Here is a 23,117-nt window from a genome sequence, read left to right on the forward strand (position 1 = left end):
ATGTTCCGCTGCAATCAATCGCTTTTGTAAGAGCATCTGTTGGAAGGAGTTGAATAAGATGCACAAATTAATCGAAGATATTACGAAAGAACAACTTCGCTCTGATCTACCATCTTTCCGTCCTGGTGATACAGTACGTGTACACGTTAACATCGTTGAGGGTACTCGTGAACGTATTCAGGTATACGAAGGAGTAGTAATCAAACGCCGCGGTGGCGGTATCAGCGAAACATTCACAGTTCGTAAAATTTCTTACGGTGTTGGTGTTGAGCGTACTTTCCCAGTACACACACCAAAAATCGCTAAATTAGAAGTTATTCGTCGCGGTAAAGTACGTCGTGCGAAACTTTATTACCTACGTAACCTACGTGGTAAAGCGGCTCGTATTAAAGAAATTCGATAAGAACGTAAGAAGAGGAGCTTGGAGACAAGCTCCTTTTCCTTATGTAAGGACCGTTTTTTGAACAACCCACCTTTTTTTGATGAGAAATCGATCAAATTCTAGTAGAATAGAAAAAGATATAAATAACCTTTGGGTGGTGGAGAAGTGGCAAAAGAAAAAAATGAGTGGTGGGAGTGGATGAAAGCACTGTTGATTGCAGTCGGTTTAGCTGCCATCATCAGATTCTTTTTATTTGCACCGATCGTAGTGGATGGTTTATCAATGATGCCAACGTTACATAATGGGGACCGGATGATTGTAAGTAAGCTCGGTGCTCCTGAACGATTTGATATCGTCGTGTTCCACGCTCCTGAAAAAAAGGACTATATCAAACGGGTCATCGGTTTGCCGGGAGATAAAGTAGCGTACAAAAATGATACATTATATATCAATGGTAAGGCTTATCCTGAGCCTTATCTGAATGAGTACAAAGATCAATTGAGTGACGGGGTGCTGACGGAAGATTTTACATTGACAGACCTCACTGGAGAAGAGACGGTTCCTGAAGGTGAGATTTTTGTGATGGGCGATAATAGACGTTTCAGCAAGGACAGCCGTCACATCGGTACCGTCCGGATTGATGAGGTCATCGGAGATACGAAAGTGATATATTGGCCTGTTAAAGATATAGGCTTTGTGAAATAATAGAAAAAAGTTGTTTGGAGGTGGTCATATGACGATACAATGGTTTCCAGGGCATATGGCTAAAGCGCGCAGGCAGGTTACTGAGAAATTAAAGCTTGTCGACATTGTCATTGAATTAGTAGATGCGAGAATCCCGTTATCTTCCCGGAATCCGATGATCGAAGAAATCATCGGCCAGAAGCCCCGTCTCGTATTGTTGAATAAAGCAGATATGGCGGATAAGAACCGTACGAACCAATGGATCGCCTACTTTAAAGAACAGGGCATCACGGCACTTGCCGTCAATGCACAGGCCGGGAAAGGACTGCAAGTCATTGTCCAGGCCGCGAAAGAGATCCTGAAGGAAAAGTTCGACCGGATGAAGTCCCGTGGGATGAGGCCCCGTGCTATCAGGGCAATGATTGTCGGGATCCCGAATGTGGGAAAATCCACGCTGATCAATCGCCTGGCCAAGAAAAACATCGCGAAAACCGGGAACACGCCCGGCGTAACGAAGGCGCAGCAGTGGATCAAAGTCGGAAAAGAACTGGAATTACTTGATACACCAGGAATACTGTGGCCGAAATTCGAAGATCCCAAGGTCGGTTATAAGCTGGCACTGACCGGGGCAATCAAAGATACCATCCTGAATTTGCAGGATATTGCTGTTTACGGATTAAGATTCCTCGAAGAGCATTATCCAGAGCGTCTTGAGGAACGTTACGGACTCGAAACGATACCGGAAGAGGTTGTAGATTGTTTCAACCACATCGGCAAGAAGAGAGGCTGCCTGATGGCGGGCGGAGAAGTAAACTATGACAAGACGTCCGAAATCATCGTCAGGGATATCCGAAATGTAGAACTGGGACCGATGACATTTGATTTCATCGGTGAATCAGAACAAGACGAAGAATAAACGAAGAGGCTGCACGAAGGGATACCCCCTTTTACACAGCCTCTTTATTATTTCCTGGAAGAACCGATAGTAAAAGGGGGAGACGTTTTGACGAACGTACAAAGAACAATTAAGGAAATCAGTGAAATCATCCGAACAGTCCCGGATACTGATCCTATTTTCGATGAATTAAAGAAGGATGGCAGGAAAGGTGTGCAGAAACTTCTTGATCAGGCCGAACGTGCAAGAAAGAAGCGAGAAGAGGAACATGAAGCATTCAAGGCGCTTACTACATATGAAAATGAACTTCGCAATCAAGGCTTCAGCCTGATTGCAGGGATAGACGAGGTAGGCAGGGGACCGCTCGCAGGTCCCGTCGTGACGGCAGCGGTCATCCTTCCGGAAGATTTCTATTTGCCGGGCTTGAATGACAGTAAAAAGATAAGCGAAGCGAAAAGGGAAGAATATGCTGCCCATATCCGGGCACATGCCATTTCAATCGGGTTGGCGATTGTGGATGCAGATGTGATAGATTCAATCAATATTTATGAAGCAACGAAAAAAGCGATGAACAGTGCCGTCAATAACCTCACCATCTCTCCGGAGTATTTATTGATCGATGCCATGAAGCTCGAAACGCCTTATCCGAGCCAGTCCATTATCAAAGGTGATTCAAAAAGCATTTCCATCGCTGCCGCTTCGATCATCGCCAAGGTGGCGAGGGACAGGATGATGAAGGAGTACGCAACGAAGTATCCCGGTTATGGATTCGAGAATAATGCCGGATATGGAACAAAAGAGCATTTAAACGGCCTTGCCCAGTATGGCATTACACCGCTGCACAGGAAAAGTTTCGCGCCGGTCAAGGAACTGCTGTAACTCCTTTGCACGCTTCTAAATCAATCATGGGACGGGAGATAGAATATGACCCATATTCATGGAACTTCAACGAATCAAAACGTGTCAGCCGCACAGAGGATGCCCTTTGCTTTACAGGAAGGGAAAGTCCTCAATGTACGTGTTCACAAACACCTGGGTGACGCTCAGGCAGAAGTATCTGTAAATGGTCAGCGATTCATAGCGAAGCTTGAAACCCCTGTTGAAGCAGGGGGAAGATACTGGGTGGAAGTGAAGCAATCTGAAAAGGGGATCAGCCTTGCAGTCATTTCTGACCCACGTACAGGGGAAATGACCGCCAAGGGGATGATAGCAGATCTATTGCGTCATATGGCTGTCAAGAACCAGGGAGAGGGCATGACCTCTTTATTGAATGAACTCGTAAAGAATCGTTTGCCGTTTGACAAAGACATGCTTCTATTTGCCGAGAAGCATGTGACCGGAAAAGGAGACGCAGAGAATATTAAAATATTGGTAGATATAGCGAAAAGAAACCTGCCGTTCACGGAGAAGGTTTTTCAATCCATGAAAGCCGGTTTGTCAAAAGAAGGTTTTGTTTCAATGCTGAATACCCTTTCCGGCAAGTTGAGTGAAACAGGAACAGACAAATCCACCCTCCAATTGATCAAAAATATACAAAACCCGGTGAACGGGATGTTGATGGAAAGGATGGTAGGGAAGTCTCTATCAATGCTGTCCAGTCCATCCCAATCTTTTTCGGCCAGGCTCGGGCATTTTGATTTATTGAAGTCTCTAGGCTTTCTGCCGGAAGGGGCCACGATGAATCAATGGAAAGATGGTGTAGCTTCCGCGATTGTGAAGGGCGCTTCTGCCAAGGGGTATGTTGAGAAAAATATTGAGAGAGCATTCCCCTTGTTAAATGGAAATGATGCCGGAGGCCGTGTGGGCAAAGAATTGAACAGGCTCCAGGCAGCTGCAGGCGGCGAGCCTGCAGGCCTGGAGAAGGCAGGCCGTTCACTTGTGAATACACTGCTCTCCAATATGGGTGAAGGCAAAGGGAATCTTGAAACGAAGCTTTTGATGGGGTTGATCAGTGAAGAACAGAAACAGTCGATGGAAATCAATTTTGGAAACCTAGAGCGTTCGCTTGCAAAAGGTGTACCTCTTTCCAATCAGGGCCGGGTATTTCATCAGCTGTATCAACAATTGGAGCAGGAATTCACTCAAGAGATGCAGGGGGATGAATTAACAAAGGTGTTAAAAAGGGTGATTGGCTCACTTGGGATCAATTACGAGGCCCAGCTGCAAAAAAAGGGGTATGAACTTCAACCCCTTAACCTGAAAGAGAGCCTTGTCAGCCTCAGTCTCACCCATCCGCTGCCGGAAGTGCGCCAATTGGCTGATGACATTGTGATGAAATTGAATCATCAAGTCCTTGTATCTCAGGAAAACGCCCCGTTGCTTACCATCATACAGCAATTTCCTCTCTTTCTATTTGGAAGGAATACAGACATCACGCTTCAATGGACGGGTAAGGAAAAAGAGAAAGGGATCATTGACGAAGATTTCTGCCGCGTATTGTTCTATCTGGAACTTGACAGCTTAAAAGAAACATTGATTGATATGCAGGTCCAAAACCGTGTGATCACCCTTACCGTATGGAATGACGATCCTGCTGTTGAAAAGGCGTCACTTGCATTGCTGCCCAAGCTGAAAGCTGGCTTGATGGAACTGGATTACCGGCTGACTTCCGTCAAGGTGAAAACCCCTGACAGAGATAAAGACCTGTCAAAGGACAGCCTTGTGGACCTTGACAATACAACATTCACCGGAGTTGATATCTTGGTATGAGGGACGAAATGGAGCGTAAAGAAGCAGTTGCTTTAGGGTATGATGAACAAAATGGATCAGCACCTAAGGTCCTTGCAAGGGGAAAGGGGATCATTGCAGAGAACATCCTTTCAAAGGCAAAAGAGCATCATGTACCTGTGCAGGAAGATAAAAGCTTATTATCCCTTCTTGGGAAATTGGATGTGGGGGAATCGATCCCTGAAGAGCTTTACGGGGCTGTAGCAGAAGTATTTGCATTCGTCTACAGACTGGACAGGGAGCACGCCAAAAAAAGTTCAGGATAATGCATACAGGCGTTATTGTAAAAAGGGAAGGAATCTCTTAAAATATTTTTCAGATATAATATTTTAAGAGATTTTCCTTTTTCGAACCCAAAGTGATTAGAGTGATAATGCGTAGGTATTGTTCAGAATTTTTAAATTAATATAATATTTTTACCATAATGGTAGACAGATATACTGTCATTTTATACAATGAAAGCGCAGTCTATTTTTTGAAGAGTTTGATAGGAGGATGGAAAATGAATATCCATGAATATCAAGGTAAAGAAATCCTCAGAAATTACGGGGTGTCCGTACCAAATGGTAAAGTGGCTTTTACAGCTGAAGAAGCGGTTGAAGCGGCGAAGACGTTAGATTCTAGCGTATATGTAGTAAAAGCTCAAATCCATGCAGGTGGTCGAGGAAAAGCAGGCGGGGTTAAGATCGCCAAGAGCCTTGACGAGGTGCGTACATATGCAGAAGAGTTAATAGGAAAAACGTTAGTGACTCACCAAACAGGCCCTGAAGGTAAGGAAGTAAAGCGCTTACTTATTGAAGAAGGCTGTGATATTAAGAAAGAATATTATGTAGGTCTAGTATTGGACCGTGCAACTTCCCAAGTCGTATTGATGGCATCGGAAGAAGGCGGGACAGAAATCGAAGAAGTGGCAGAACAGACACCAGAAAAGATCTTCAAGGAGTATATTGATCCTGTAGTCGGTTTAACGGGCTTCCAGGCACGCCGTATCGCGTTCAATATCAATATCCCTCAACAGCTGGTTGGAAAAGCCGCCAAATTCATGATGGGCCTTTATAATGTGTATATTCAAAAGGATGCATCCATTGTAGAGATCAATCCTCTTGTTGTAACAGGAGACGGGGATGTGATGGCACTGGATGCGAAATTCAATTTTGATTCCAATGCATTATATCGTCAAAAAGACGTGCTTGCACTGCGTGATCTTGAAGAAGAGGATGCGAAAGAAATCGAAGCATCCAAATATGACCTTAGCTACATTTCCCTTGATGGAAATATCGGCTGCATGGTCAACGGTGCAGGACTTGCCATGGCAACGATGGATATCGTGAAACATTATGGCGGAGATCCCGCTAACTTCCTTGACGTTGGGGGCGGTGCCACAGCCGAGAAGGTAACCGAAGCATTCAAAATCATCCTTTCTGATGAAAACGTCAAAGGTATTTTCGTCAATATCTTCGGTGGAATCATGAAGTGTGATGTTATCGCAACAGGTGTTGTAGAAGCAGCGAAGCAAATCGGTCTTCAAGTACCGCTGGTTGTCAGACTCGAAGGTACGAATGTTGACTTGGGTAAAGATATCCTTAATAAATCAGGATTGAATATCATTGCAGCTGAATCTATGGCAGACGGCGCACAAAAAATCGTTGAGCAAGTAGGCTAAGAAAGGCGGGGGACTAATGAGCGTATTTATTAATAAAGATACCAAAGTTGTTGTACAGGGAATTACAGGATCAACTGCTCTTTTCCACACAAAGCAAATGCTTGAATACGGTACACAGATCGTGGCTGGTGTGACACCTGGTAAAGGCGGGACTGAGGTTGAAGGCGTACCTGTCTTCAATACAGTTGAAGAAGCGAAGAAAGCAACAGGCGTAAATGCTTCAGTCATTTATGTTCCTGCACCATTTGCCGCAGATGCCATTATGGAGGCAGTAGATGCAGAACTTGATCTTGCTATCTGTATCACTGAGCATATCCCGGTATTGGATATGGTGAAGGTTAAACGTTATATGGAAGGAAAGAAAACACGCCTTGTGGGACCGAACTGCCCAGGTGTTATCACACCTGAAGAGTGCAAGATTGGAATCATGCCTGGTTACATCCATACTAAAGGGCATGTGGGCGTAGTTTCACGATCTGGAACGCTGACGTATGAAGCTGTTCACCAACTTTCCCAAGCAGGAATCGGACAATCAACAGCAGTCGGTATCGGGGGAGATCCGGTAAATGGTACGGATTTCATCGATGTGTTGAAAGCATTCAATGAAGATGAAGACACATATGCGGTCATCATGATCGGTGAAATCGGCGGTACGGCTGAAGAAGAAGCTGCTGAGTGGATCAAAGCCAATATGACGAAGCCGGTAGTAGGCTTCATCGGCGGACGTACTGCACCTCCCGGAAAACGCATGGGACATGCAGGTGCGATCATCTCCGGTGGTAAAGGAACTGCAGATGAGAAGATCCGCGTCATGAACGAGTGTGGCATTCAAGTTGCGCCTACACCTTCAGACATGGGTGAAACGTTAATCAAGGTACTGAAAGAAGAAGGTATCCTGGATAAATGTAAAACACATTAATGTATGTTGAGACTGATGGCAGTTTTGCCATCAGTCTCAATTATCTATATTCAAGTAAATGACGAATGGAGGACATTCATATAGACAGACGACACATGTTATTTCATATCCATCATTGCCGGGGAATTGGATTAAAAGGGACGAAAAGACTGTTTGAAGCACTCCCCGCACTTCCGACACTGTTTGAGTTATCCCCCTCTGTTATACAAAAGATAACCCGTCAGACATCTGCCAATCTACAACTCTTCTACAAAGACCTTCACTCATTCCCGACAGACCGTTATCTTAAGCTGTATGAAGAAAATGATATACAATGGATCACCATCATGGATCCGGATTATCCACATTCTTTAAAGCATGTTTATGATCCTCCGTTTTTACTCTTCTTAAAAGGCGATAAATCCCTCCTTCAGGCACAGAAGAAATTAGCCATCATCGGATCAAGGGATGCCACATCCTACACAATAAACATCCTTCATTCAATGATTCCCACACTGGTAGCTAAACATATTGTGATTGTCAGCGGCTTGGCAAAAGGGGCAGACACCGTCGCCCATAAAGAGGCGATTTCAGCGGGCGGTAAGACCATAGGGGTGATTGCAAGCGGGTTTGATCATATTTATCCCAGGGAGAATGAGAATCTGGCCGGTGAGATGATGGAAAATCATCTGCTGTTAACGGAATACCCTCCTTATGTGAAACCTGAAAGGTGGCATTTTCCACTCAGAAACCGTATCATCAGTGGATTATCTGAGGCTGTCCTGATCACAGAGGCGAGGAAGAAAAGTGGTACGTTCATCACCGCTGATTATGCATTGAGTGAAGGCAGGGATGTTTTGTGCATTCCGGGAGCGGTTGGCGATCCGCTTGCTGAAGGGACGAACAGTTTGATTCAGCAGGGGGCCAAAATGGTATTATCAATAGAAGATATTTTTTCAGAACTTGGTGTATAAAGGACGAGAAAATGATATAAAATTCTGTCATAAAACGGAATTTTATTCATATGTAATTGAATAATTGCAAGCAAATCACACAAAATGGTTGCAATTATAGTAAAACTGTTATACATTTTGCAACAGGTATCTAAAACTGTATAAAAGAGAAGAATGAAGCAAAAGTAGTATTTCTCTACACTGATATCGATCTAAACCTATGTGAATGTAAGTGTAACCGTTTCCGGAGCGCTCGACACATTCCAAGGTTCTATAAAACAGTGATTATTTTCCTCTTTAAGGAGGCTTATTGGATGGCAGATTATTTAGTAATAGTGGAATCGCCGGCAAAGGCGAAAACGATTGAACGTTATTTAGGAAAGAAATATAAGGTGAAGGCATCAATGGGACACGTCAGGGATTTACCGAAAAGTCAGATGGGCGTGAACGTTGAAAACGAATTTGAACCAAAATATATCACGATCCGTGGTAAAGGTCCGGTGTTGAAAGAATTGAAGACCGCCGCAAAAAAAGTGAAAAAGATCTTTCTCGCGGCCGACCCCGACAGAGAAGGGGAAGCCATCGCATGGCATCTGGCTCACAGCCTTGATATGGACACAACTTCCCAATGCAGGGTTGTATTCAATGAAATCACGAAAGATGCAATCAAAGAGTCTTTCAAGCATCCCCGTGCCATTAATATGGACCTTGTTGATGCGCAACAGGCCCGGAGAATACTGGACCGCCTCGTAGGGTATAACATCAGCCCGTTACTATGGAAAAAAGTGAAAAAGGGTCTCAGTGCAGGACGGGTGCAATCCGTTGCTGTCCGTTTGATCATTGACAGGGAAAATGAAATAAAAGCATTCACCCCTGAAGAGTACTGGTCAATCGACGCTGAATTCACAAAGGGGAAAGATACGTTCCAGGCCTCCTTCTACGGGATGGACGGGAAAAAGGTCGACCTGAAGACCGAGCAGGAAGTCAAGGACGTGCTTCAGAAGGTAAAAGGAAAATCCTTTGAAGTGAATAAAGTGACGAAGAAAGAACGTAAACGGAACCCGGCACCTTCATTCACCACTTCCTCCCTCCAACAGGAAGCAGCACGTAAATTGAATTTCCGGGCGAAGAAGACCATGATGCTCGCCCAGCAATTATATGAAGGAATCGAGATGGGCAAACAGGGTACGGTCGGTTTCATCACTTATATGAGAACAGACTCTACACGTATCTCAGAAGTCGCCAAAAAAGAAGCAAATGAGTATATTGTAAATAAATACGGCGAGGAGTTCATCAAGCAGGCAGAGCGTAAAGAAAAGAAACAGCAAAAAGCGCAGGATGCCCATGAAGCGATTCGGCCGACAAGCACATTAAGAGACCCGTCTTCAGTGAAAGAGTTTCTTTCAAGGGACCAATATCGTTTATATAAACTGATATGGGAACGATTCGTAGCAAGTGAGATGGCCCCGGCCATCATGGATACAATGAGTGTGGATCTCGTAAACGGTTCAGTCATGTTCCGGGCTACAGGCTCAAAAGTGAAGTTTCCCGGCTTCATGAAAGTATATGTAGAAGGATCGGATGACCAGAAAGAAGAAAAGGACAACTTCCTTCCCGCACTTGAAGAAAACGACAAGGTGAACAGTGAAACGATCGATCCGAATCAGCATTTCACCCAGCCGCCTCCTAGATATACTGAAGCAAGACTTGTGAAAACACTGGAAGAGCTGGGCATAGGCCGACCTTCCACCTATGCACCTACCCTTGATACGATTCAACGAAGAGGGTATGTGACATTGGACAATAAGCGATTTATCCCGACCGAGCTTGGGGAAATCGTTTTGGAGTTAGTGAGAGAGTTCTTCCCGGACATCATTGATGTCGAGTTTACGGCCAACATGGAACGAAGTCTTGATGATATTGAAGACGGGAACGTGAAATGGGAACAAATCATCGACCGCTTCTATCAAGACTTTGAAAAGCATCTTGAAAAAGCGGAAAATGAGATGGAGAAAATCGAAATCCGTGATGAACCGGCAGGAGAAGACTGCGAGGAATGCGGAAATCCGATGGTGTTCAAGATGGGACGATACGGTAAGTTCATGGCTTGCAGCAACTTCCCGGATTGCAGGAACACAAAACCGATCGTCAAGGAGATCGGAGTGAAATGCCCGAAATGTGAAAAAGGCAATATCATCGAAAGAAAAAGCAAGAAAAAGCGGATCTTTTACGGTTGTGATCAATATCCTGAATGTGACTTCCTGTCATGGGATAAACCGATCGAGCGTAAATGCCCGAAATGTTCTGAATTGCTTGTTGAGAAAAAGCTTAAAAAAGGAAATCAAATTCAATGTACGAGTTGCGATTATAAAGAAGAACCACAGAAATAATGTTGGTTCATACGTTCATTGTCACCTCTGCAATCTCATCAACAGATCCACAAAAAACGATTGATTGTTGAACAATGAACTTATACAATGTAACGAGGGACTGTCCCAACAGGTGATTTCTCTATTACCTGATGGGTCAGCCTTTTTATGTTTTTAAAAACTTTATCACTTTTCATACAATTTAAATCTGGATTCTTCTCAATCTTTGATGTACAATCCGGTTTGGGTATAAAATGGATTCGAACGGTAGGAGGTTCATATAGATGTCAGTAAATGTAATAGGAGCAGGCCTGGCCGGGAGTGAAGCCGCCTGGCAGATTGCGAAAAGGGGAATAAAAGTAAACCTTTTCGAAATGAGGCCGGTAAAACAGACCCCCGCCCATCATACAGACAAATTTGCAGAACTTGTGTGCAGTAACTCATTGAGGGCGAATACGCTGACGAATGCAGTTGGTGTCCTGAAGGAAGAGATGAGACAGCTCGATTCAGTCATCATGGCGGCTGCAGACTCATGTTCAGTGCCGGCAGGAGGTGCATTGGCTGTTGACCGCCATGAATTTGCTGCACATGTGACGGATAAGGTGAAAAATCATCCCAATGTCACCGTACATAATGAAGAAATCACATCCATTCCCGATGGAATCACGATTGTCGCAACAGGACCACTGACGAGTGAGGGCCTTTCTGAGAAAATCAAGCAGCTGACAGGAGAGGAGCATTTATACTTCTATGATGCAGCTGCTCCGATCATTGAGAAAGAATCCATCGACATGGATAAGGTGTATTTGAAATCCAGATACGACAAAGGTGAAGCAGCGTATCTCAATTGTCCGATGAGTGAAGAAGAATTCAACCGTTTTTATGAAGCGTTGGTTTCAGCAGAGACAGTTCCTTTGAAGGAATTTGAAAAGGAAATCTTCTTTGAAGGCTGCATGCCGATTGAAGTCATGGCTTCTAGAGGGAAGAAAACGATGTTATTCGGACCGATGAAACCTGTCGGACTGGAAGATCCACGCACAGGAAAACGCCCTTATGCAGTCGTTCAACTGCGGCAGGACGATGCGGCTGGTACCCTCTATAACATCGTCGGATTTCAAACCCATTTAAAATGGGGGCCGCAAAAAGAAGTCCTTCAGCTGATCCCTGGGCTTGAAAATGCCGATATCGTGAGGTACGGCGTCATGCACAGGAACACTTTCATCAATTCCCCAAAGGTATTGAAAGATACATATCAGCTTAAAGGCCAAGAAAACCTTCTGTTCGCAGGGCAAATGACTGGCGTGGAAGGATATGTGGAATCTGCTGCGAGCGGATTGATTGCAGGAATCAACGGAGCGAGACTCGCCATGGGAGAAGAGCCTGTCGCATTTCCACACGAAACAGCGATCGGGAGCATGGCTAGATATATTACGACTGCAAACAAAAACAACTTCCAGCCGATGAATGCGAATTTCGGTCTTTTCCCGGATTTACCGAAAAAGGTAAAGGGTAAAAATGAACGCAATGAACAGCATGCAACAAGGGCCTTAGAAACAATTCAGAACTTTAAGAAAAAAGTGTGAAATCCGTTGCAAGGGTTTCACGGTTGTGTTACTATTTAGAAGCCCTTGTGAGGTGTTAAACATGAACAAACAATTAGATGAACAACTACAATCCTTTACTGAATATTTACAAATAGAAAAGCATTATTCTGCTCATACTTTTGAACAATATCGTCATGATATCGAAGAGTTCTACGTATTTATGAAAGAACAAGGTTTACGTTCATTAAAAGATGTCGAGTATTCTGATGCGAGACTTTTTTTAACTAAGCTGCATGATCATGGTTTAATGAGGTCTTCCGTTTCCCGGAAGGTATCCAGTTTAAGAAGCTTCTATCGTTTTCTCAACCGTGAAAAACAGTTGCTCGATAATCCTTTTTCTTTTGTCAACCTTCCCAAAAAAGAGACCAGGCTTCCCACCTTCTTTTATGAAGAAGAAATAGAAGCGCTCTTGAAAGCATGTGAAGGGGAATCGCCGCTCGACATCAGAAACCGGGCCATATTTGAACTTTTATATGCAACGGGCATCCGTGTGAGCGAATGTACGGGGATGCAGGTGAAAGATGTAGACTTTGGGCTTTCCACGATCCTGGTTCACGGGAAAGGGAACAAAGAGAGGTATGTGCCGTTTGGCAGCTATGCCCACGATGCCATGGAACAATACATAACACAGTCCCGGCCGAAACTGATGAAGAAGCAGACGCACTCGAAACTCCTGGTCAATCATCGTGGTGGACCATTAACCGAAAGAGGCATCCGCTTGATACTGAATAAGATCATCGAGAAAGCTTCTCTGACCGGGAAAATTCATCCTCATATGTTGAGGCATACGTTTGCCACACATCTATTGAATAATGGGGCAGATTTAAGGACGGTCCAGGAACTGCTCGGACACGCTCAGTTATCCTCCACCCAGGTATATACGCATGTGTCGAAGGATCAGCTGAGAAAAACGTATTTAGCACATCATCCACGTGCATAAAAGAGTTGGAGGGTAAGGATATGGAACAATTCCACGCAACGACTATTTTTGCCGTACAGCATAAAGGCAAATGTGCGATGTCAGGTGACGGTCAGGTGACGTTTGGCAATTCAGTCGTCATGAAGCATACGGCCAAAAAAGTACGGAAATTATTCAACGGGAAAGTATTGGCTGGTTTCGCCGGTTCAGTGGCCGATGCCTTCACTTTGTCAGAGATGTTTGAAGGGAAGCTTCAAGAATTCAACGGCAACCTTCCACGGGCTGCAGTGGAATTAGCCAAGCAATGGCGGAGTGATAAGGTGCTGAGAAAGCTTGAGGCGATGCTGATTGTCATGGATGAGGATCATCTGCTGTTGATTTCCGGCACCGGTGAAGTCATTGAACCTGATGATGGTATATTGGCGATCGGTTCAGGCGGGAACTATGCGTTATCGGCCGGCAGAGCGCTGAAGCAATATGCAGGGGACCATCTGTCAGCGAAAGAAATTGCCAAATCGTCCCTGCAGATCGCTGCTGATATTTGTGTTTATACGAATGAACAAATTATCGTTGAAGAGCTTTAATCGAAAAATTTGAGATTGAACGTTAATTTCTTTCACACTATAGAGAAAGTAAGGAGTGTGCCAATCGATGAAGAGTACTGACAATTTGACTCCAAGACAAATCGTTGAACGTTTGGACCAATATATTGTAGGCCAAAAAGACGCAAAGCGTGCCGTAGCGGTTGCGTTGCGCAATCGCTATCGCCGCAGCCTCCTTTCAGATGTTTTAAAGGATGAAGTAATTCCGAAGAACATCTTGATGATGGGGCCGACTGGGGTAGGAAAGACTGAGATTGCGAGAAGGATCGCGAAGCTTGTACGTGCACCTTTTGTAAAAGTTGAAGCCACAAAGTTCACGGAAGTGGGCTATGTGGGCCGCGATGTGGAATCGATGGTAAGAGACCTGGTTGAGACTTCCGTCCGCCTCGTGAAAGAGGAGAAAATGGTAGGCGTCCGGGAAAGGGCTGCAGAAAATGCCAACCGCAGGCTTGTCGAGCTTGTCGTACCGTCCAAGAAGAAATCCGCCTCTTACAAAAATCCATTTGAAATGATTTTCGGCGGAAACCAGCCGGAGGGCACGACGACAGAAGACGATGAAAAGCAAGAGGAGATCTCCCTTCAGGAGCAAAGGCGACGGATGGAGAAGAAGCTTTTGAACGGTGAGCTCGAGGAAGAGTTCATCACGATTGATGTGGAAGAGCAGCAAGCATCCATGTTCGATATGCTTCAGGGATCGGGTATGGAACAAATGGGCATGAACATGCAGGACGCACTAAGCAACTTTATGCCCAAAAAGAAGAAAAAGCGTAAACTGAAGGTAAAAGAAGCAAGGGTGGTCCTTACGAACGAGGAAGCCCAAAAGCTGATCGATATGGATGAAGTGACCCAAGAGGCAATCGTCCGTGCAGAACAATCCGGCATCATCTTCATAGACGAGATTGATAAGATCGCAAGCAAGAGCTCAGGTCAATCCTCTGCAGATGTTTCGAGGGAAGGTGTGCAGCGTGATATCCTTCCAATCGTCGAAGGTTCGACCATCGTCACCAAATACGGATCGGTTAAAACGGACCATGTGCTGTTCATTGCCGCCGGAGCGTTCCACATGAGCAAGCCTTCCGACCTTATCCCGGAATTGCAAGGCCGATTCCCGATCAGGGTGGAGCTTCAGAAGCTGAGTACCGAAGACTTTGTCAGGATTCTTGTAGAACCGGATAACGCCATTATTAAGCAATATATCGCTTTAATGGAAACAGAAGGTATACAAATTGAATTTTCTGACGATGCTATTCGTAGACTAGCTGAAATCGCATATGATGTGAATCAGAATACTGACAACATCGGTGCCAGAAGACTTCATACCATCATGGAAAAACTACTTGAGGATCTATCATTCGAAGCGCCGGATATCACATTGGAGACAGTCGAGATCACCCCGGCATATGTGAATGAAAAGCTCGGTGCCATCTCTAAAGATAAAGACTTAAGCCAGTTTATCCTATAAGTTTTCATGTACCTTATATGGGGTAAAGATAGATGAACTGATCATCATACTAAATTTAATAATAGATACACTTATGTTGTAGTAGGAGGAAATGAAATGAATTTATTAGGTAAAACAAGAACAATCAATGCAATGTTGCAAAAAGCTGCGGGTAAACCGGTTAATTTCAAAGAAATGTCTGAAACCCTGAGCAAGGTGATCGAAGCGAATGTATTCGTCGTGAGCCGCAGAGGTAAATTACTTGGATATGCAATCAATCAACAAATTGAAAATGAGCGTATGAAACAAATGTTGGCTGATCGTCAATTCCCGGAAGAGTATACGCAAAATCTTTTCAATATCAGTGAAACTTCACCAAACCTGGATGTAAACAGCGAATATACTGCATTCCCGGTGGAGAACAGAGAGTTCTTCAAAAACGGTCTTACAACGATCGTACCGATCATCGGTGGGGGAGAAAGACTTGGAACATTGATCCTTGCGCGCCTTGAAGCAAGCTTCGAGGATGATGACCTTATCCTTGCAGAGTATGGTGCGACAGTTGTTGGAATGGAAATCCTTCGTGAGAAAGCTGAAGAAATCGAAGTGGAAGCACGAAGCAAAGCTGTAGTCCAAATGGCGATCAGTTCATTATCTTACAGTGAGCTTGAAGCAATCGAGCACATCTTTGAAGAACTTGATGGAAATGAAGGACTTTTAGTCGCTTCTAAAATTGCCGACAGAGTCGGAATTACCCGTTCTGTCATCGTCAATGCACTCCGCAAGCTGGAAAGTGCCGGAGTGATCGAATCACGTTCACTTGGAATGAAAGGAACATACATCAAAGTATTGAACAACAAGTTCCTTGTTGAATTGGATAAGTTACGTACAAATTAATAGCACAGAGCTGAAAACAAATCTTTTCAGCAGAAATGGAATCCGGACAATCATGCGATCATTCACTATGAAGATCGCATGCGTTCGGATTTTTTTGTTTGGTTGTTTTCATAAACATTGTGACTTTTAGACAAGCGAGATGCGGTTGATTTCCGCTCCAGATGCTCGCTTTCCGCGGGGATGGCGGTGAGCCTCCTCGGACTTCGTCCTGCGGGGTCTCACCTGTCCATCAGTTCCCGCAGGAGTCGAGCATCTGCAGCGAGAATCAACCATCGAAGATAAAGACCAAAAATCCATTGAACTAACTGCTTATTTATCTTCTGAATAGTAGTTAAAAACTTAATTCAAGTTCATTGCCCTTGATTCATTGATTTATTACGCAGTCTCCACAAATTACTGAAGATGCTCATAATAACGTCTAATAATACAACAATCTATTTTAAAAGAGCCTTGTGTTTATATGAGCTGCCAATGCCTATATTCGGAAATTCCTGCATCCTGCAAAATGTGTCTTTTGTGAAATGGCCCCGTGTAAATCTTCAAGGCGTTACTCCTCCCGCAGAAACCTCCTAATAAAAGGGAAAAATTACATAAATAAAAGAATGGATAAAAACCAGCTCCTATGCTGGATTGCATGAATAAACGGAAATGTCAGACTGTTGAACTAAAATAAGTCGAATGGACTACCAATTAACTGTTTTTAGGTATTGTCATATCCAGCTTGGGTAGTACAATAAAGTTACAAGCGTGTTACGACTGTTTTCGACATTTATCCATTTGTCTGAATATTTATAGATATTTTCAATCATTCACCTTTCAAGAGGTGATATTTTCTATATTGTGGAAGGGAATGCTGAAAAATATAGTCAGTAGTTCCTCCATAAGGAGATGAAGAGAATTTCTGCCAACTCAACATATTTTGGGGTATTGTAACGATAATGTAATATAAATAGAAAAATCAATATGTATTTGAAGAAATATACATGGTAATTATGTCCTTAAAACTAGATTAAAAGTCACAATTCCGTCTCATAACTGCCTCTTTCTCGAAAATTTACCTAATATTCATAGACACTTATCTTGCTACACATTACAATTAATACTGTTGTATGCTAAAAATGTCAAAAATAGTTGAAGTATGTCAAAAATAGAACAGGGGTGCCTGTAGTGAAACTTTTTTCCAACACGTTTTCGACACTCGAAAGAGGAATGGATTACGCCTCTTTAAATCAAAAGGTCATTTCCCAGAATATCGCAAATGTCGATACTCCGAAATATAAAGCCAAAACAGTGGAATTTAAGTCGGTTTTAGATCAATCAGTAAAACAATTAGAAGCAAAACGTACGGATCAGCGTCACTTTTCTTTTCAATACGGTGATCAGCATCCCGCCGTCAAAACGAAAACATCCCAATACAACCATAATGGGAACGGTGTTGATTTGGATCAGGAGATGTCTGAAATGGCGACGAACCAGATTTATTTTAATGCGTTGACGGACCGATTAAACGGAAAGTTTAATAGTCTGCAAACCGTCGTAAGGGGAGGTAAATAATCATGGGCATGTTCACTGGAATGAATACAACTTCTTCAGCCCTCACCGCCCAGCGCTTAAGGATGGATGTCATTTCATCCAATATGGCCAATGTGGACACGACAAGGGGGAAGCTCGTCGACGGAGAATGGCAGCCGTATAAACGGAAGTCGGTCGTCATTTCTCCGAATGAGAATCAATTCACATCATTCCTCAATCAGGCAATGAAAAGTGGAGGGAACCAATCGGTCGGCAGTGGAGTGAAGGTATCTAAAATCATAGATGACGAAGAAACTCCTTTTAAGATGGTGTATGATCCTGAACACCCTGATGCGAATGAAGACGGCTTCGTTCAAATGCCAAACGTAGATCCATTGCGGGAGATGGTGGATCTCATCTCTGCGACCAGATCATATGAAGCCAATGTGACGGTATTCAATGCAAATAAAGCTATGTTGATGAAGTCATTAGAAATCGGTAAATAAAGCGAGGGAATAATTCGATATGGCACTACATAATATCAGTTCGGTCAATCCGGCAGCTATTAGTCCGTCAGTCACAAAAAAAAATATCACTCCATCGGAAGCCACCGGGAGTTTCAGTCAATTATTAAAGCAATCGATAGACGAAGTGAATAAGATGCAAGTCCAATCAGATCAACTGACCGAGAAATTGGTCCGGGGAGAAAACGTCGATCTGCATCAGGTGATGATTGCGTCACAAAAGGCAAGCATCACTTTACAAACAACTATGGAAGTACGCAATAAAGTAGTCGAAGCCTATCAGGAAATAATGAGAATGCCAATGTAGTAGACACATGCAGTCGAGTACCGGAGGATTGTAATGAATGAATCGTTTAAGAAATTCACAGAACAGATAAAGTCTTTTTGGGCAAGTAAATCGAAGAAGCAAAAAATCACAATGGGAGCCATCTTTCTGATTTCAGTCATACTGATCAGCGTTGTGAGTTTCTTTGCGACGAGGACGACACTCGTTCCCTTGTATAGTAACCTATCGCCCTCTGAGACCGGAACGATCAAAGAAAACCTTGATGGAAGGGGGATCCCTTCCCAAATATCAGATGGCGGTACGACCATCATGGTTCCGAAAGAGCAGGTAGATACACTGAAGGTTGAATTGGCAGCAGAGGGAATCCCTAATTCAGGGAGCATAGATTATACATTTTTCAGCCAGAATGCCGGTTTCGGGATGACTGATAATGAATTCAATGTCATGAAGCTCGATGCCATGCAGACAGAAATCGCCCAGCTGATCAAAGGAATAGATGGGATCCAGGATGCAAAAGTCATGATCAATCTGCCGGAAAAACAGGTGTTTTTGAATGACGATGTTCAAAATGCTTCAGCATCCATCGTGTTGAACACCAAGCCCGGGTTTAACTTTGATCAAAAGCAGATCAAATCACTGTATCATCTCGTATCGAAAAGTGTTCCGGATCTTCCTACAGATAATATCGTCATCATGAACCAATTTTTTGAGTATTTTGATTTAGATTCTCAAAATCATTCTTTGGGAGGCAGCAATGTTGCCGATCAGATGAACATAAAAAAAGAAGTCGAGCGTGATATTCAGCGTCAAGTGCAGAACATGCTCGGTACGTTGATCGGGTTTAACAAGGTTGTTGTATCGGTTACGACCGATATTGACTTTACACAGGAAAAGCGGAAAGAAGACATCGTTAAGCCGGTCGATGAAGAGAATATTGAAGGAATCGCAGTGAGCGCACAGCGAATCACAGAAACGTTCTCCGGTGAGGGTGCAAATCCTGGAGGGACGGCCGGTGCCGGGGACGCAAATGAACCGACCAACAGTGGCGTGACCTATGGGTCTGGTTCTGAATCAAACGGTGATTATGAACGAATGGAAGAAACGATCAACAATGAAGTGAATCGCATTCATTCAGAAATCGTTGAAAGTCCATATAAAATCAGGGACCTGGGGATTCAGGTTATGGTGGAACCACCGAACGCGGACGACGTGAACTCACTGCCCCAGGACCGGGTGGATGATATCCGCCAAGTCCTATCTACAATCGTCCGGACGTCGATTGACAAGGATGCCAATCCGGAATTGACCGAGGATGCGCTTGAAGATAAGGTCGTGGTTTCTGTTCAGCCATTTAACGGGAAAGTGGATGTCACGGCTGAAGCAAAACCTTTCCTGCCTTGGTGGACATATGTGATCGGTGGCGTCCTGTTGGTCGTCATCCTGCTATTAGTATTATTCTTGTTGCGTTCGAGAAAGAAAGCTCAGGCAGAAGAAATTGAAATAGAAGAATTGAAAGAACCGATAGAAATACCGGAGATCGAACAGAAAGAAGAAACCGAAGGCTCGATCCGGCGGAAACAGCTTGAAAGAATGGCGAAAGATAAACCTGAAGAATTTGCGAAATTATTACGCACATGGTTAACAGAGGATTAGGGGGAATGAGCGCATGGGAAGAAAAGAGAAAGACTTAACAGGTAAACAAAAGGCAGCCATCCTCCTGATTTCTCTTGGTCCAGATGTTTCTGCGTCTGTTTATAAGCATTTATCAGAAGAAGAAATCGAAAAACTCACATTGGAGATTTCCGGTGTGAAAAAGGTAGAGACGGAAGCGAAAGAAGGGATCCTTGAAGAATTTCACAATATCGCGATTGCGCAGGACTATATCTCCCAAGGGGGTATCGGCTACGCAAAGACAGTATTGGAAAAGGCGCTCGGCTCTGAACAGGCGTCGGCTATCATCAATCGCCTGACGTCATCCTTACAGGTAAAGCCATTTGATTTTGCGAGGAGGGCAGATGCTGCTCAAATCCTTAATTTCATTCAAAATGAACATCCGCAAACGATCGCTTTGATCCTTTCATACCTGGATCCGCAGCAGGCTGGACAAATCCTGTCAGAACTTCCACAGGAAGTACAGGCGGATATTGCGAGGAGAATCGCACTCATGGACGGTACTTCCCCGGAAGTCATCAGTGAGGTGGAAGCGATATTGGAAAGGAAGCTTTCAGCCACTGTCACTCAGGACTATACACAAACAGGCGGAGTAGAAGCTGTTGTGGAAGTGCTGAATGGAGTCGACCGTTCAACAGAGAAGACGATTCTGGATGCCTTAGAAATCCAGGATCCCGAATTGGCAGAAGAAATCAAAAAGAGAATGTTCGTATTCGAAGACATCGTCACGCTCGATGGCCGTTCGATTCAACGTGTTATCCGTGATTGTGATAATGAGGACCTGCTTCTGTCACTTAAAGTATCAAGTGATGAAGTCAAAGAAGTGGTATTCAGAAATATGTCCAACCGGATGGTTGAGACGCTTAAAGAAGAAATGGAATTCATGGGTCCTGTCCGATTGCGTGATGTGGAAGAAGCTCAGTCACGGATTGTAGGAGTCATCAGGCGCTTAGAGGATTCAGGTGAAATCATCATTGCCCGTGGTGGAGGAGACGATATTATTGTCTAGAATCATTAAATCTACCGTAACTCAGAGACATGAAGACAACAGGAAAGTCATAGGTCTGAAAAGTGTCAAACCGATTGCTGAACCATCCTCGGCAGGCGAACACTCGTTTCAAGGACCGAGCGGTGCAGAGGTGCTTGAAGATGCAAAAAATGAAGCACGGCAAATCATCCAGGCGGCAGAGAACCAAAGCCGGGAGATGAAGGAGCAATTGGCCCTTGAACGGGAGCAGTGGGTCATCGAACGGGAACAGCTTATGCAGGAAGCTTATAACGCTGGATTCCTTCAGGGGGAAGAGGAAGGAAGAAACAAAGGATATGGTGAATATCATCAGCGTTTATTGGAAGCGAACGAGATAAATGAGCGGAATAAACAATTGTATGAAGACTATATCCAAAGAGCAGAAAAAGTCATTTTAAACCTTGGCATTGCCTGCGCAGAGAAAATCATAAATCAACAGCTTGAGGAAAACCCTGGACAATTCCTTTCCATTGTGGAAAGGGGATTGAAGGAAGTAAGGGATTTACCTCATATCCAGATCCATGTCCACCCTTCAAGGCATGCACTGCTCATCAACCATAAATCTGAACTCGAAGCGGTGTTTCCCGCAGATGTTCAATGCTATATATATGCCAATGACGATCTCGAGACCCAGGAATGTTTCATAGAAACAAACCAGGGCAGGGTTCTCGTCAGTGTCGATTCTCAATTGAAAGAATTAAAGCTCAAACTTTCACACCTGCTTGAAGGTGAAACAGAATGAAGGCAGCCGATCTTATACAGCATATCCCACATATCCCAACCTACAAGAAATACGGTAAAGTGAAACGTGTCGTAGGACTGATGATCGAGTCACAGGGACCGGAAAGTTCCGTTGGCGAGGTGTGCAGGATCCATATTTCCTCCCGTGGGAAACAGAAGATGATATTAGCGGAAGTTGTAGGGTTCAATGATGATTTGGTGATCCTCATGCCATACACGAACATGCAGGATATTTCACCTGGAAGCTTAGTGGAAGCTACCTCAAAGCCACTTGAAATCAAGATAGGGCCGTCTCTCATCGGAAAGGTGATCGATTCCCTCGGTCATCCTCTTGATGGCAGCGGGCTTCCATCAGGACTGAGTACAGCTTATACCGAACAGGACCCCCCCAATCCGTTATCCAGGCCCCCCATTGATGAAAAAATGGAGGTTGGGGTCAAGGCGATCGACAGCATGCTCACTGTAGGCAAAGGACAGAGAGTCGGAATATTTGCCGGAAGCGGGGTAGGGAAAAGCACCTTGCTCGGCATGATTGCACGGAACACGAAAGCGGATATCAATGTGATCGCGCTGATCGGTGAGCGGGGCAGGGAAGTGAGGGAGTTCATTGAAAGAGACCTGGGTGAGGAAGGCTTGAAGCGGACGATCGTCGTAGCCGCCACAAGTGATCAACCAGCGCTCATGAGGATTAAAGGAGCTTTCACTGCCACGGCGATCGCAGAATATTTCCGCGATCGGGGAATGAATGTCATGCTCATGATGGATTCGGCAACACGGGTAGCCATGGCACAGAGGGAAATCGGCCTGGCGGTAGGGGAGCCCCCTACGACGAAAGGGTATACCCCTTCTGTGTTTGCCATATTGCCTAAGCTGCTGGAAAGGACCGGGACGAATCTCAACGGCAGTATTACAGCTTTTTACACGGTGCTGGTGGATGGCGATGACTTGAACGAACCCATCTCTGACACGGTGAGGGGAATACTCGACGGACATATCGTGTTGGACAGGGAAATTGCCAACAGAGGTCAATTCCCTGCGATCAACGTGCTGAAAAGTGTCAGTCGACTGATGAATCATTTAGCCTCAGGGGAACACCTCGAAGCGGCGACAAGAATAAGGGGGTTGCTGAGTACGTATATGAACTCAGAAGACCTTATCCAGATCGGGGCATATAAAAAGGGGACTTCCAGGGAAATCGATGAAGCAATTCAATTTTATCCAAGCATCATTTCCTTCCTGAAACAAGGCGTTTATGAACAAATTTCCCTTCCAGCGAGTGTTGATGAACTTATGAAGCTATCGAATAAAGGTGGATGAATTCA

Annotated in this window: 22 protein-coding genes; all 22 read left to right on the forward strand. The window is 44.4% G+C overall.

From position 1 onward, the window contains the following. The first annotated feature begins 58 nt into the window (after positions 1–58). The 22 genes from rplS (at position 59) to fliI (ending at position 23,112) form a co-directional block, all read left to right on the forward strand. On the forward strand, positions 59–403 hold the full coding sequence (gene rplS / locus KH172YL63_RS07585) for a 50S ribosomal protein L19 (RefSeq protein ID WP_032088854.1): 345 nt from the start codon (positions 59–61) through the stop codon (positions 401–403). Between the two features lie 144 nt (positions 404–547). Continuing rightward, complete coding sequence (gene lepB, locus KH172YL63_RS07590) at positions 548–1,087, forward strand: signal peptidase I (RefSeq protein WP_269475203.1); 540 nt, start codon at positions 548–550, stop codon at positions 1,085–1,087. A gap of 28 nt (positions 1,088–1,115) precedes the next feature. Next, complete coding sequence (gene ylqF / locus KH172YL63_RS07595; RefSeq protein ID WP_173105535.1) at positions 1,116–1,982, forward strand: ribosome biogenesis GTPase YlqF; 867 nt, start codon at positions 1,116–1,118, stop codon at positions 1,980–1,982. Between the two features lie 87 nt (positions 1,983–2,069). After that, positions 2,070–2,840 (forward strand): ribonuclease HII, encoded by a 771-nt coding sequence (locus KH172YL63_RS07600; protein WP_173105536.1) that lies wholly within the window; start codon positions 2,070–2,072, stop codon positions 2,838–2,840. Positions 2,841–2,885: 45 nt separating this feature from the next. Next, positions 2,886–4,670, forward strand: a complete 1,785-nt coding sequence (locus KH172YL63_RS07605) for a hypothetical protein (protein ID WP_173105537.1) — start codon at positions 2,886–2,888, stop codon at positions 4,668–4,670. Between the two features lie 8 nt (positions 4,671–4,678). Further along, positions 4,679–4,954 carry an EscU/YscU/HrcU family type III secretion system export apparatus switch protein gene (locus KH172YL63_RS07610; protein WP_442858757.1) on the forward strand — a complete coding sequence of 92 codons (276 nt, stop codon included), beginning with the start codon at positions 4,679–4,681 and terminating at the stop codon, positions 4,952–4,954. A 236-nt stretch (positions 4,955–5,190) separates the two neighbouring features. Next, positions 5,191–6,351, forward strand: a complete 1,161-nt coding sequence (sucC, locus tag KH172YL63_RS07615; RefSeq protein ID WP_173105539.1) for an ADP-forming succinate--CoA ligase subunit beta — start codon at positions 5,191–5,193, stop codon at positions 6,349–6,351. A 16-nt stretch (positions 6,352–6,367) separates the two neighbouring features. After that, entirely contained in the window at positions 6,368–7,270 is a 903-nt protein-coding gene (sucD, locus tag KH172YL63_RS07620) for a succinate--CoA ligase subunit alpha (RefSeq protein WP_149155495.1), read from the forward strand. Positions 7,271–7,365: 95 nt separating this feature from the next. Beyond that, the gene (dprA, locus tag KH172YL63_RS07625) at positions 7,366–8,223 is read left to right on the forward strand and encodes a DNA-processing protein DprA (RefSeq protein WP_173105540.1); all 858 of its coding nucleotides are present in this window, start codon (positions 7,366–7,368) and stop codon (positions 8,221–8,223) included. Positions 8,224–8,516: 293 nt separating this feature from the next. After that, a complete protein-coding gene (gene topA, locus KH172YL63_RS07630) occupies positions 8,517–10,592 on the forward strand; it encodes a type I DNA topoisomerase (RefSeq protein WP_173105541.1) in 2,076 nt (691 codons plus the stop codon). A 263-nt stretch (positions 10,593–10,855) separates the two neighbouring features. Then, the gene (gene trmFO, locus KH172YL63_RS07635) at positions 10,856–12,154 is read left to right on the forward strand and encodes an FADH(2)-oxidizing methylenetetrahydrofolate--tRNA-(uracil(54)-C(5))-methyltransferase TrmFO (protein ID WP_173105542.1); all 1,299 of its coding nucleotides are present in this window, start codon (positions 10,856–10,858) and stop codon (positions 12,152–12,154) included. A 61-nt stretch (positions 12,155–12,215) separates the two neighbouring features. Further along, a complete protein-coding gene (xerC, locus tag KH172YL63_RS07640) occupies positions 12,216–13,115 on the forward strand; it encodes a tyrosine recombinase XerC (protein WP_173105543.1) in 900 nt (299 codons plus the stop codon). Positions 13,116–13,135: 20 nt separating this feature from the next. Then, a complete protein-coding gene (gene hslV / locus KH172YL63_RS07645; protein ID WP_173105544.1) occupies positions 13,136–13,678 on the forward strand; it encodes an ATP-dependent protease subunit HslV in 543 nt (180 codons plus the stop codon). A gap of 67 nt (positions 13,679–13,745) precedes the next feature. Beyond that, positions 13,746–15,158 carry an ATP-dependent protease ATPase subunit HslU gene (gene hslU / locus KH172YL63_RS07650; RefSeq protein WP_173105545.1) on the forward strand — a complete coding sequence of 471 codons (1,413 nt, stop codon included), beginning with the start codon at positions 13,746–13,748 and terminating at the stop codon, positions 15,156–15,158. A 96-nt stretch (positions 15,159–15,254) separates the two neighbouring features. Further along, positions 15,255–16,034 (forward strand): GTP-sensing pleiotropic transcriptional regulator CodY, encoded by a 780-nt coding sequence (gene codY / locus KH172YL63_RS07655; RefSeq protein ID WP_173105546.1) that lies wholly within the window; start codon positions 15,255–15,257, stop codon positions 16,032–16,034. A 1,167-nt stretch (positions 16,035–17,201) separates the two neighbouring features. Then, the gene (gene flgB / locus KH172YL63_RS07660; RefSeq protein ID WP_173105547.1) at positions 17,202–17,588 is read left to right on the forward strand and encodes a flagellar basal body rod protein FlgB; all 387 of its coding nucleotides are present in this window, start codon (positions 17,202–17,204) and stop codon (positions 17,586–17,588) included. A 2-nt stretch (positions 17,589–17,590) separates the two neighbouring features. Then, entirely contained in the window at positions 17,591–18,052 is a 462-nt protein-coding gene (gene flgC / locus KH172YL63_RS07665) for a flagellar basal body rod protein FlgC (protein WP_173105548.1), read from the forward strand. Positions 18,053–18,071: 19 nt separating this feature from the next. After that, a complete protein-coding gene (fliE, locus tag KH172YL63_RS07670) occupies positions 18,072–18,377 on the forward strand; it encodes a flagellar hook-basal body complex protein FliE (RefSeq protein WP_173105549.1) in 306 nt (101 codons plus the stop codon). A gap of 33 nt (positions 18,378–18,410) precedes the next feature. Beyond that, positions 18,411–20,009: a flagellar basal-body MS-ring/collar protein FliF gene (fliF, locus tag KH172YL63_RS07675; protein ID WP_173105550.1), complete on the forward strand. Its 1,599-nt coding sequence runs from the start codon at positions 18,411–18,413 to the stop codon at positions 20,007–20,009. A gap of 13 nt (positions 20,010–20,022) precedes the next feature. Beyond that, positions 20,023–21,036: a flagellar motor switch protein FliG gene (fliG, locus tag KH172YL63_RS07680; protein WP_173105551.1), complete on the forward strand. Its 1,014-nt coding sequence runs from the start codon at positions 20,023–20,025 to the stop codon at positions 21,034–21,036. After that, positions 21,029–21,796: a flagellar assembly protein FliH gene (fliH, locus tag KH172YL63_RS07685; RefSeq protein WP_173105552.1), complete on the forward strand. Its 768-nt coding sequence runs from the start codon at positions 21,029–21,031 to the stop codon at positions 21,794–21,796. Before fliG ends, fliH begins: the two co-directional genes overlap by 8 nt. Further along, entirely contained in the window at positions 21,793–23,112 is a 1,320-nt protein-coding gene (gene fliI, locus KH172YL63_RS07690; protein WP_173105553.1) for a flagellar protein export ATPase FliI, read from the forward strand. Before fliH ends, fliI begins: the two co-directional genes overlap by 4 nt. Positions 23,113–23,117: the final 5 nt, after the last annotated feature.

The organism is Bacillus sp. KH172YL63 (genome assembly GCF_011398925.1).
Classification (GTDB): domain Bacteria; phylum Bacillota; class Bacilli; order Bacillales; family Bacillaceae_B; genus Rossellomorea.

Excerpts from the sequence above, each read along its gene's own strand:
- KH172YL63_RS07610 (WP_442858757.1), top strand. The coding sequence starts at position 4,679 with ATGGAGCGTAAAGAAGCAGTTGCTTTAGGGTATGATGAACAAAATGGA.
- flgC (WP_173105548.1), top strand. The coding sequence starts at position 17,591 with ATGGGCATGTTCACTGGAATGAATACAACTTCTTCAGCCCTCACCGCC.
- hslV (WP_173105544.1), top strand. The coding sequence starts at position 13,136 with ATGGAACAATTCCACGCAACGACTATTTTTGCCGTACAGCATAAAGGC.
- rplS (WP_032088854.1), top strand. The coding sequence starts at position 59 with ATGCACAAATTAATCGAAGATATTACGAAAGAACAACTTCGCTCTGAT.
- topA (WP_173105541.1), top strand. The coding sequence starts at position 8,517 with ATGGCAGATTATTTAGTAATAGTGGAATCGCCGGCAAAGGCGAAAACG.
- fliF (WP_173105550.1), top strand. The coding sequence starts at position 18,411 with ATGAATGAATCGTTTAAGAAATTCACAGAACAGATAAAGTCTTTTTGG.
- sucC (WP_173105539.1), top strand. The coding sequence starts at position 5,191 with ATGAATATCCATGAATATCAAGGTAAAGAAATCCTCAGAAATTACGGG.
- KH172YL63_RS07605 (WP_173105537.1), top strand. The coding sequence starts at position 2,886 with ATGACCCATATTCATGGAACTTCAACGAATCAAAACGTGTCAGCCGCA.
- trmFO (WP_173105542.1), top strand. The coding sequence starts at position 10,856 with ATGTCAGTAAATGTAATAGGAGCAGGCCTGGCCGGGAGTGAAGCCGCC.
- hslU (WP_173105545.1), top strand. The coding sequence starts at position 13,746 with ATGAAGAGTACTGACAATTTGACTCCAAGACAAATCGTTGAACGTTTG.
- sucD (WP_149155495.1), top strand. The coding sequence starts at position 6,368 with ATGAGCGTATTTATTAATAAAGATACCAAAGTTGTTGTACAGGGAATT.
- codY (WP_173105546.1), top strand. The coding sequence starts at position 15,255 with ATGAATTTATTAGGTAAAACAAGAACAATCAATGCAATGTTGCAAAAA.
- fliI (WP_173105553.1), top strand. The coding sequence starts at position 21,793 with ATGAAGGCAGCCGATCTTATACAGCATATCCCACATATCCCAACCTAC.
- xerC (WP_173105543.1), top strand. The coding sequence starts at position 12,216 with ATGAACAAACAATTAGATGAACAACTACAATCCTTTACTGAATATTTA.
- fliE (WP_173105549.1), top strand. The coding sequence starts at position 18,072 with ATGGCACTACATAATATCAGTTCGGTCAATCCGGCAGCTATTAGTCCG.
- fliG (WP_173105551.1), top strand. The coding sequence starts at position 20,023 with ATGGGAAGAAAAGAGAAAGACTTAACAGGTAAACAAAAGGCAGCCATC.
- ylqF (WP_173105535.1), top strand. The coding sequence starts at position 1,116 with ATGACGATACAATGGTTTCCAGGGCATATGGCTAAAGCGCGCAGGCAG.
- dprA (WP_173105540.1), top strand. The coding sequence starts at position 7,366 with ATGTTATTTCATATCCATCATTGCCGGGGAATTGGATTAAAAGGGACG.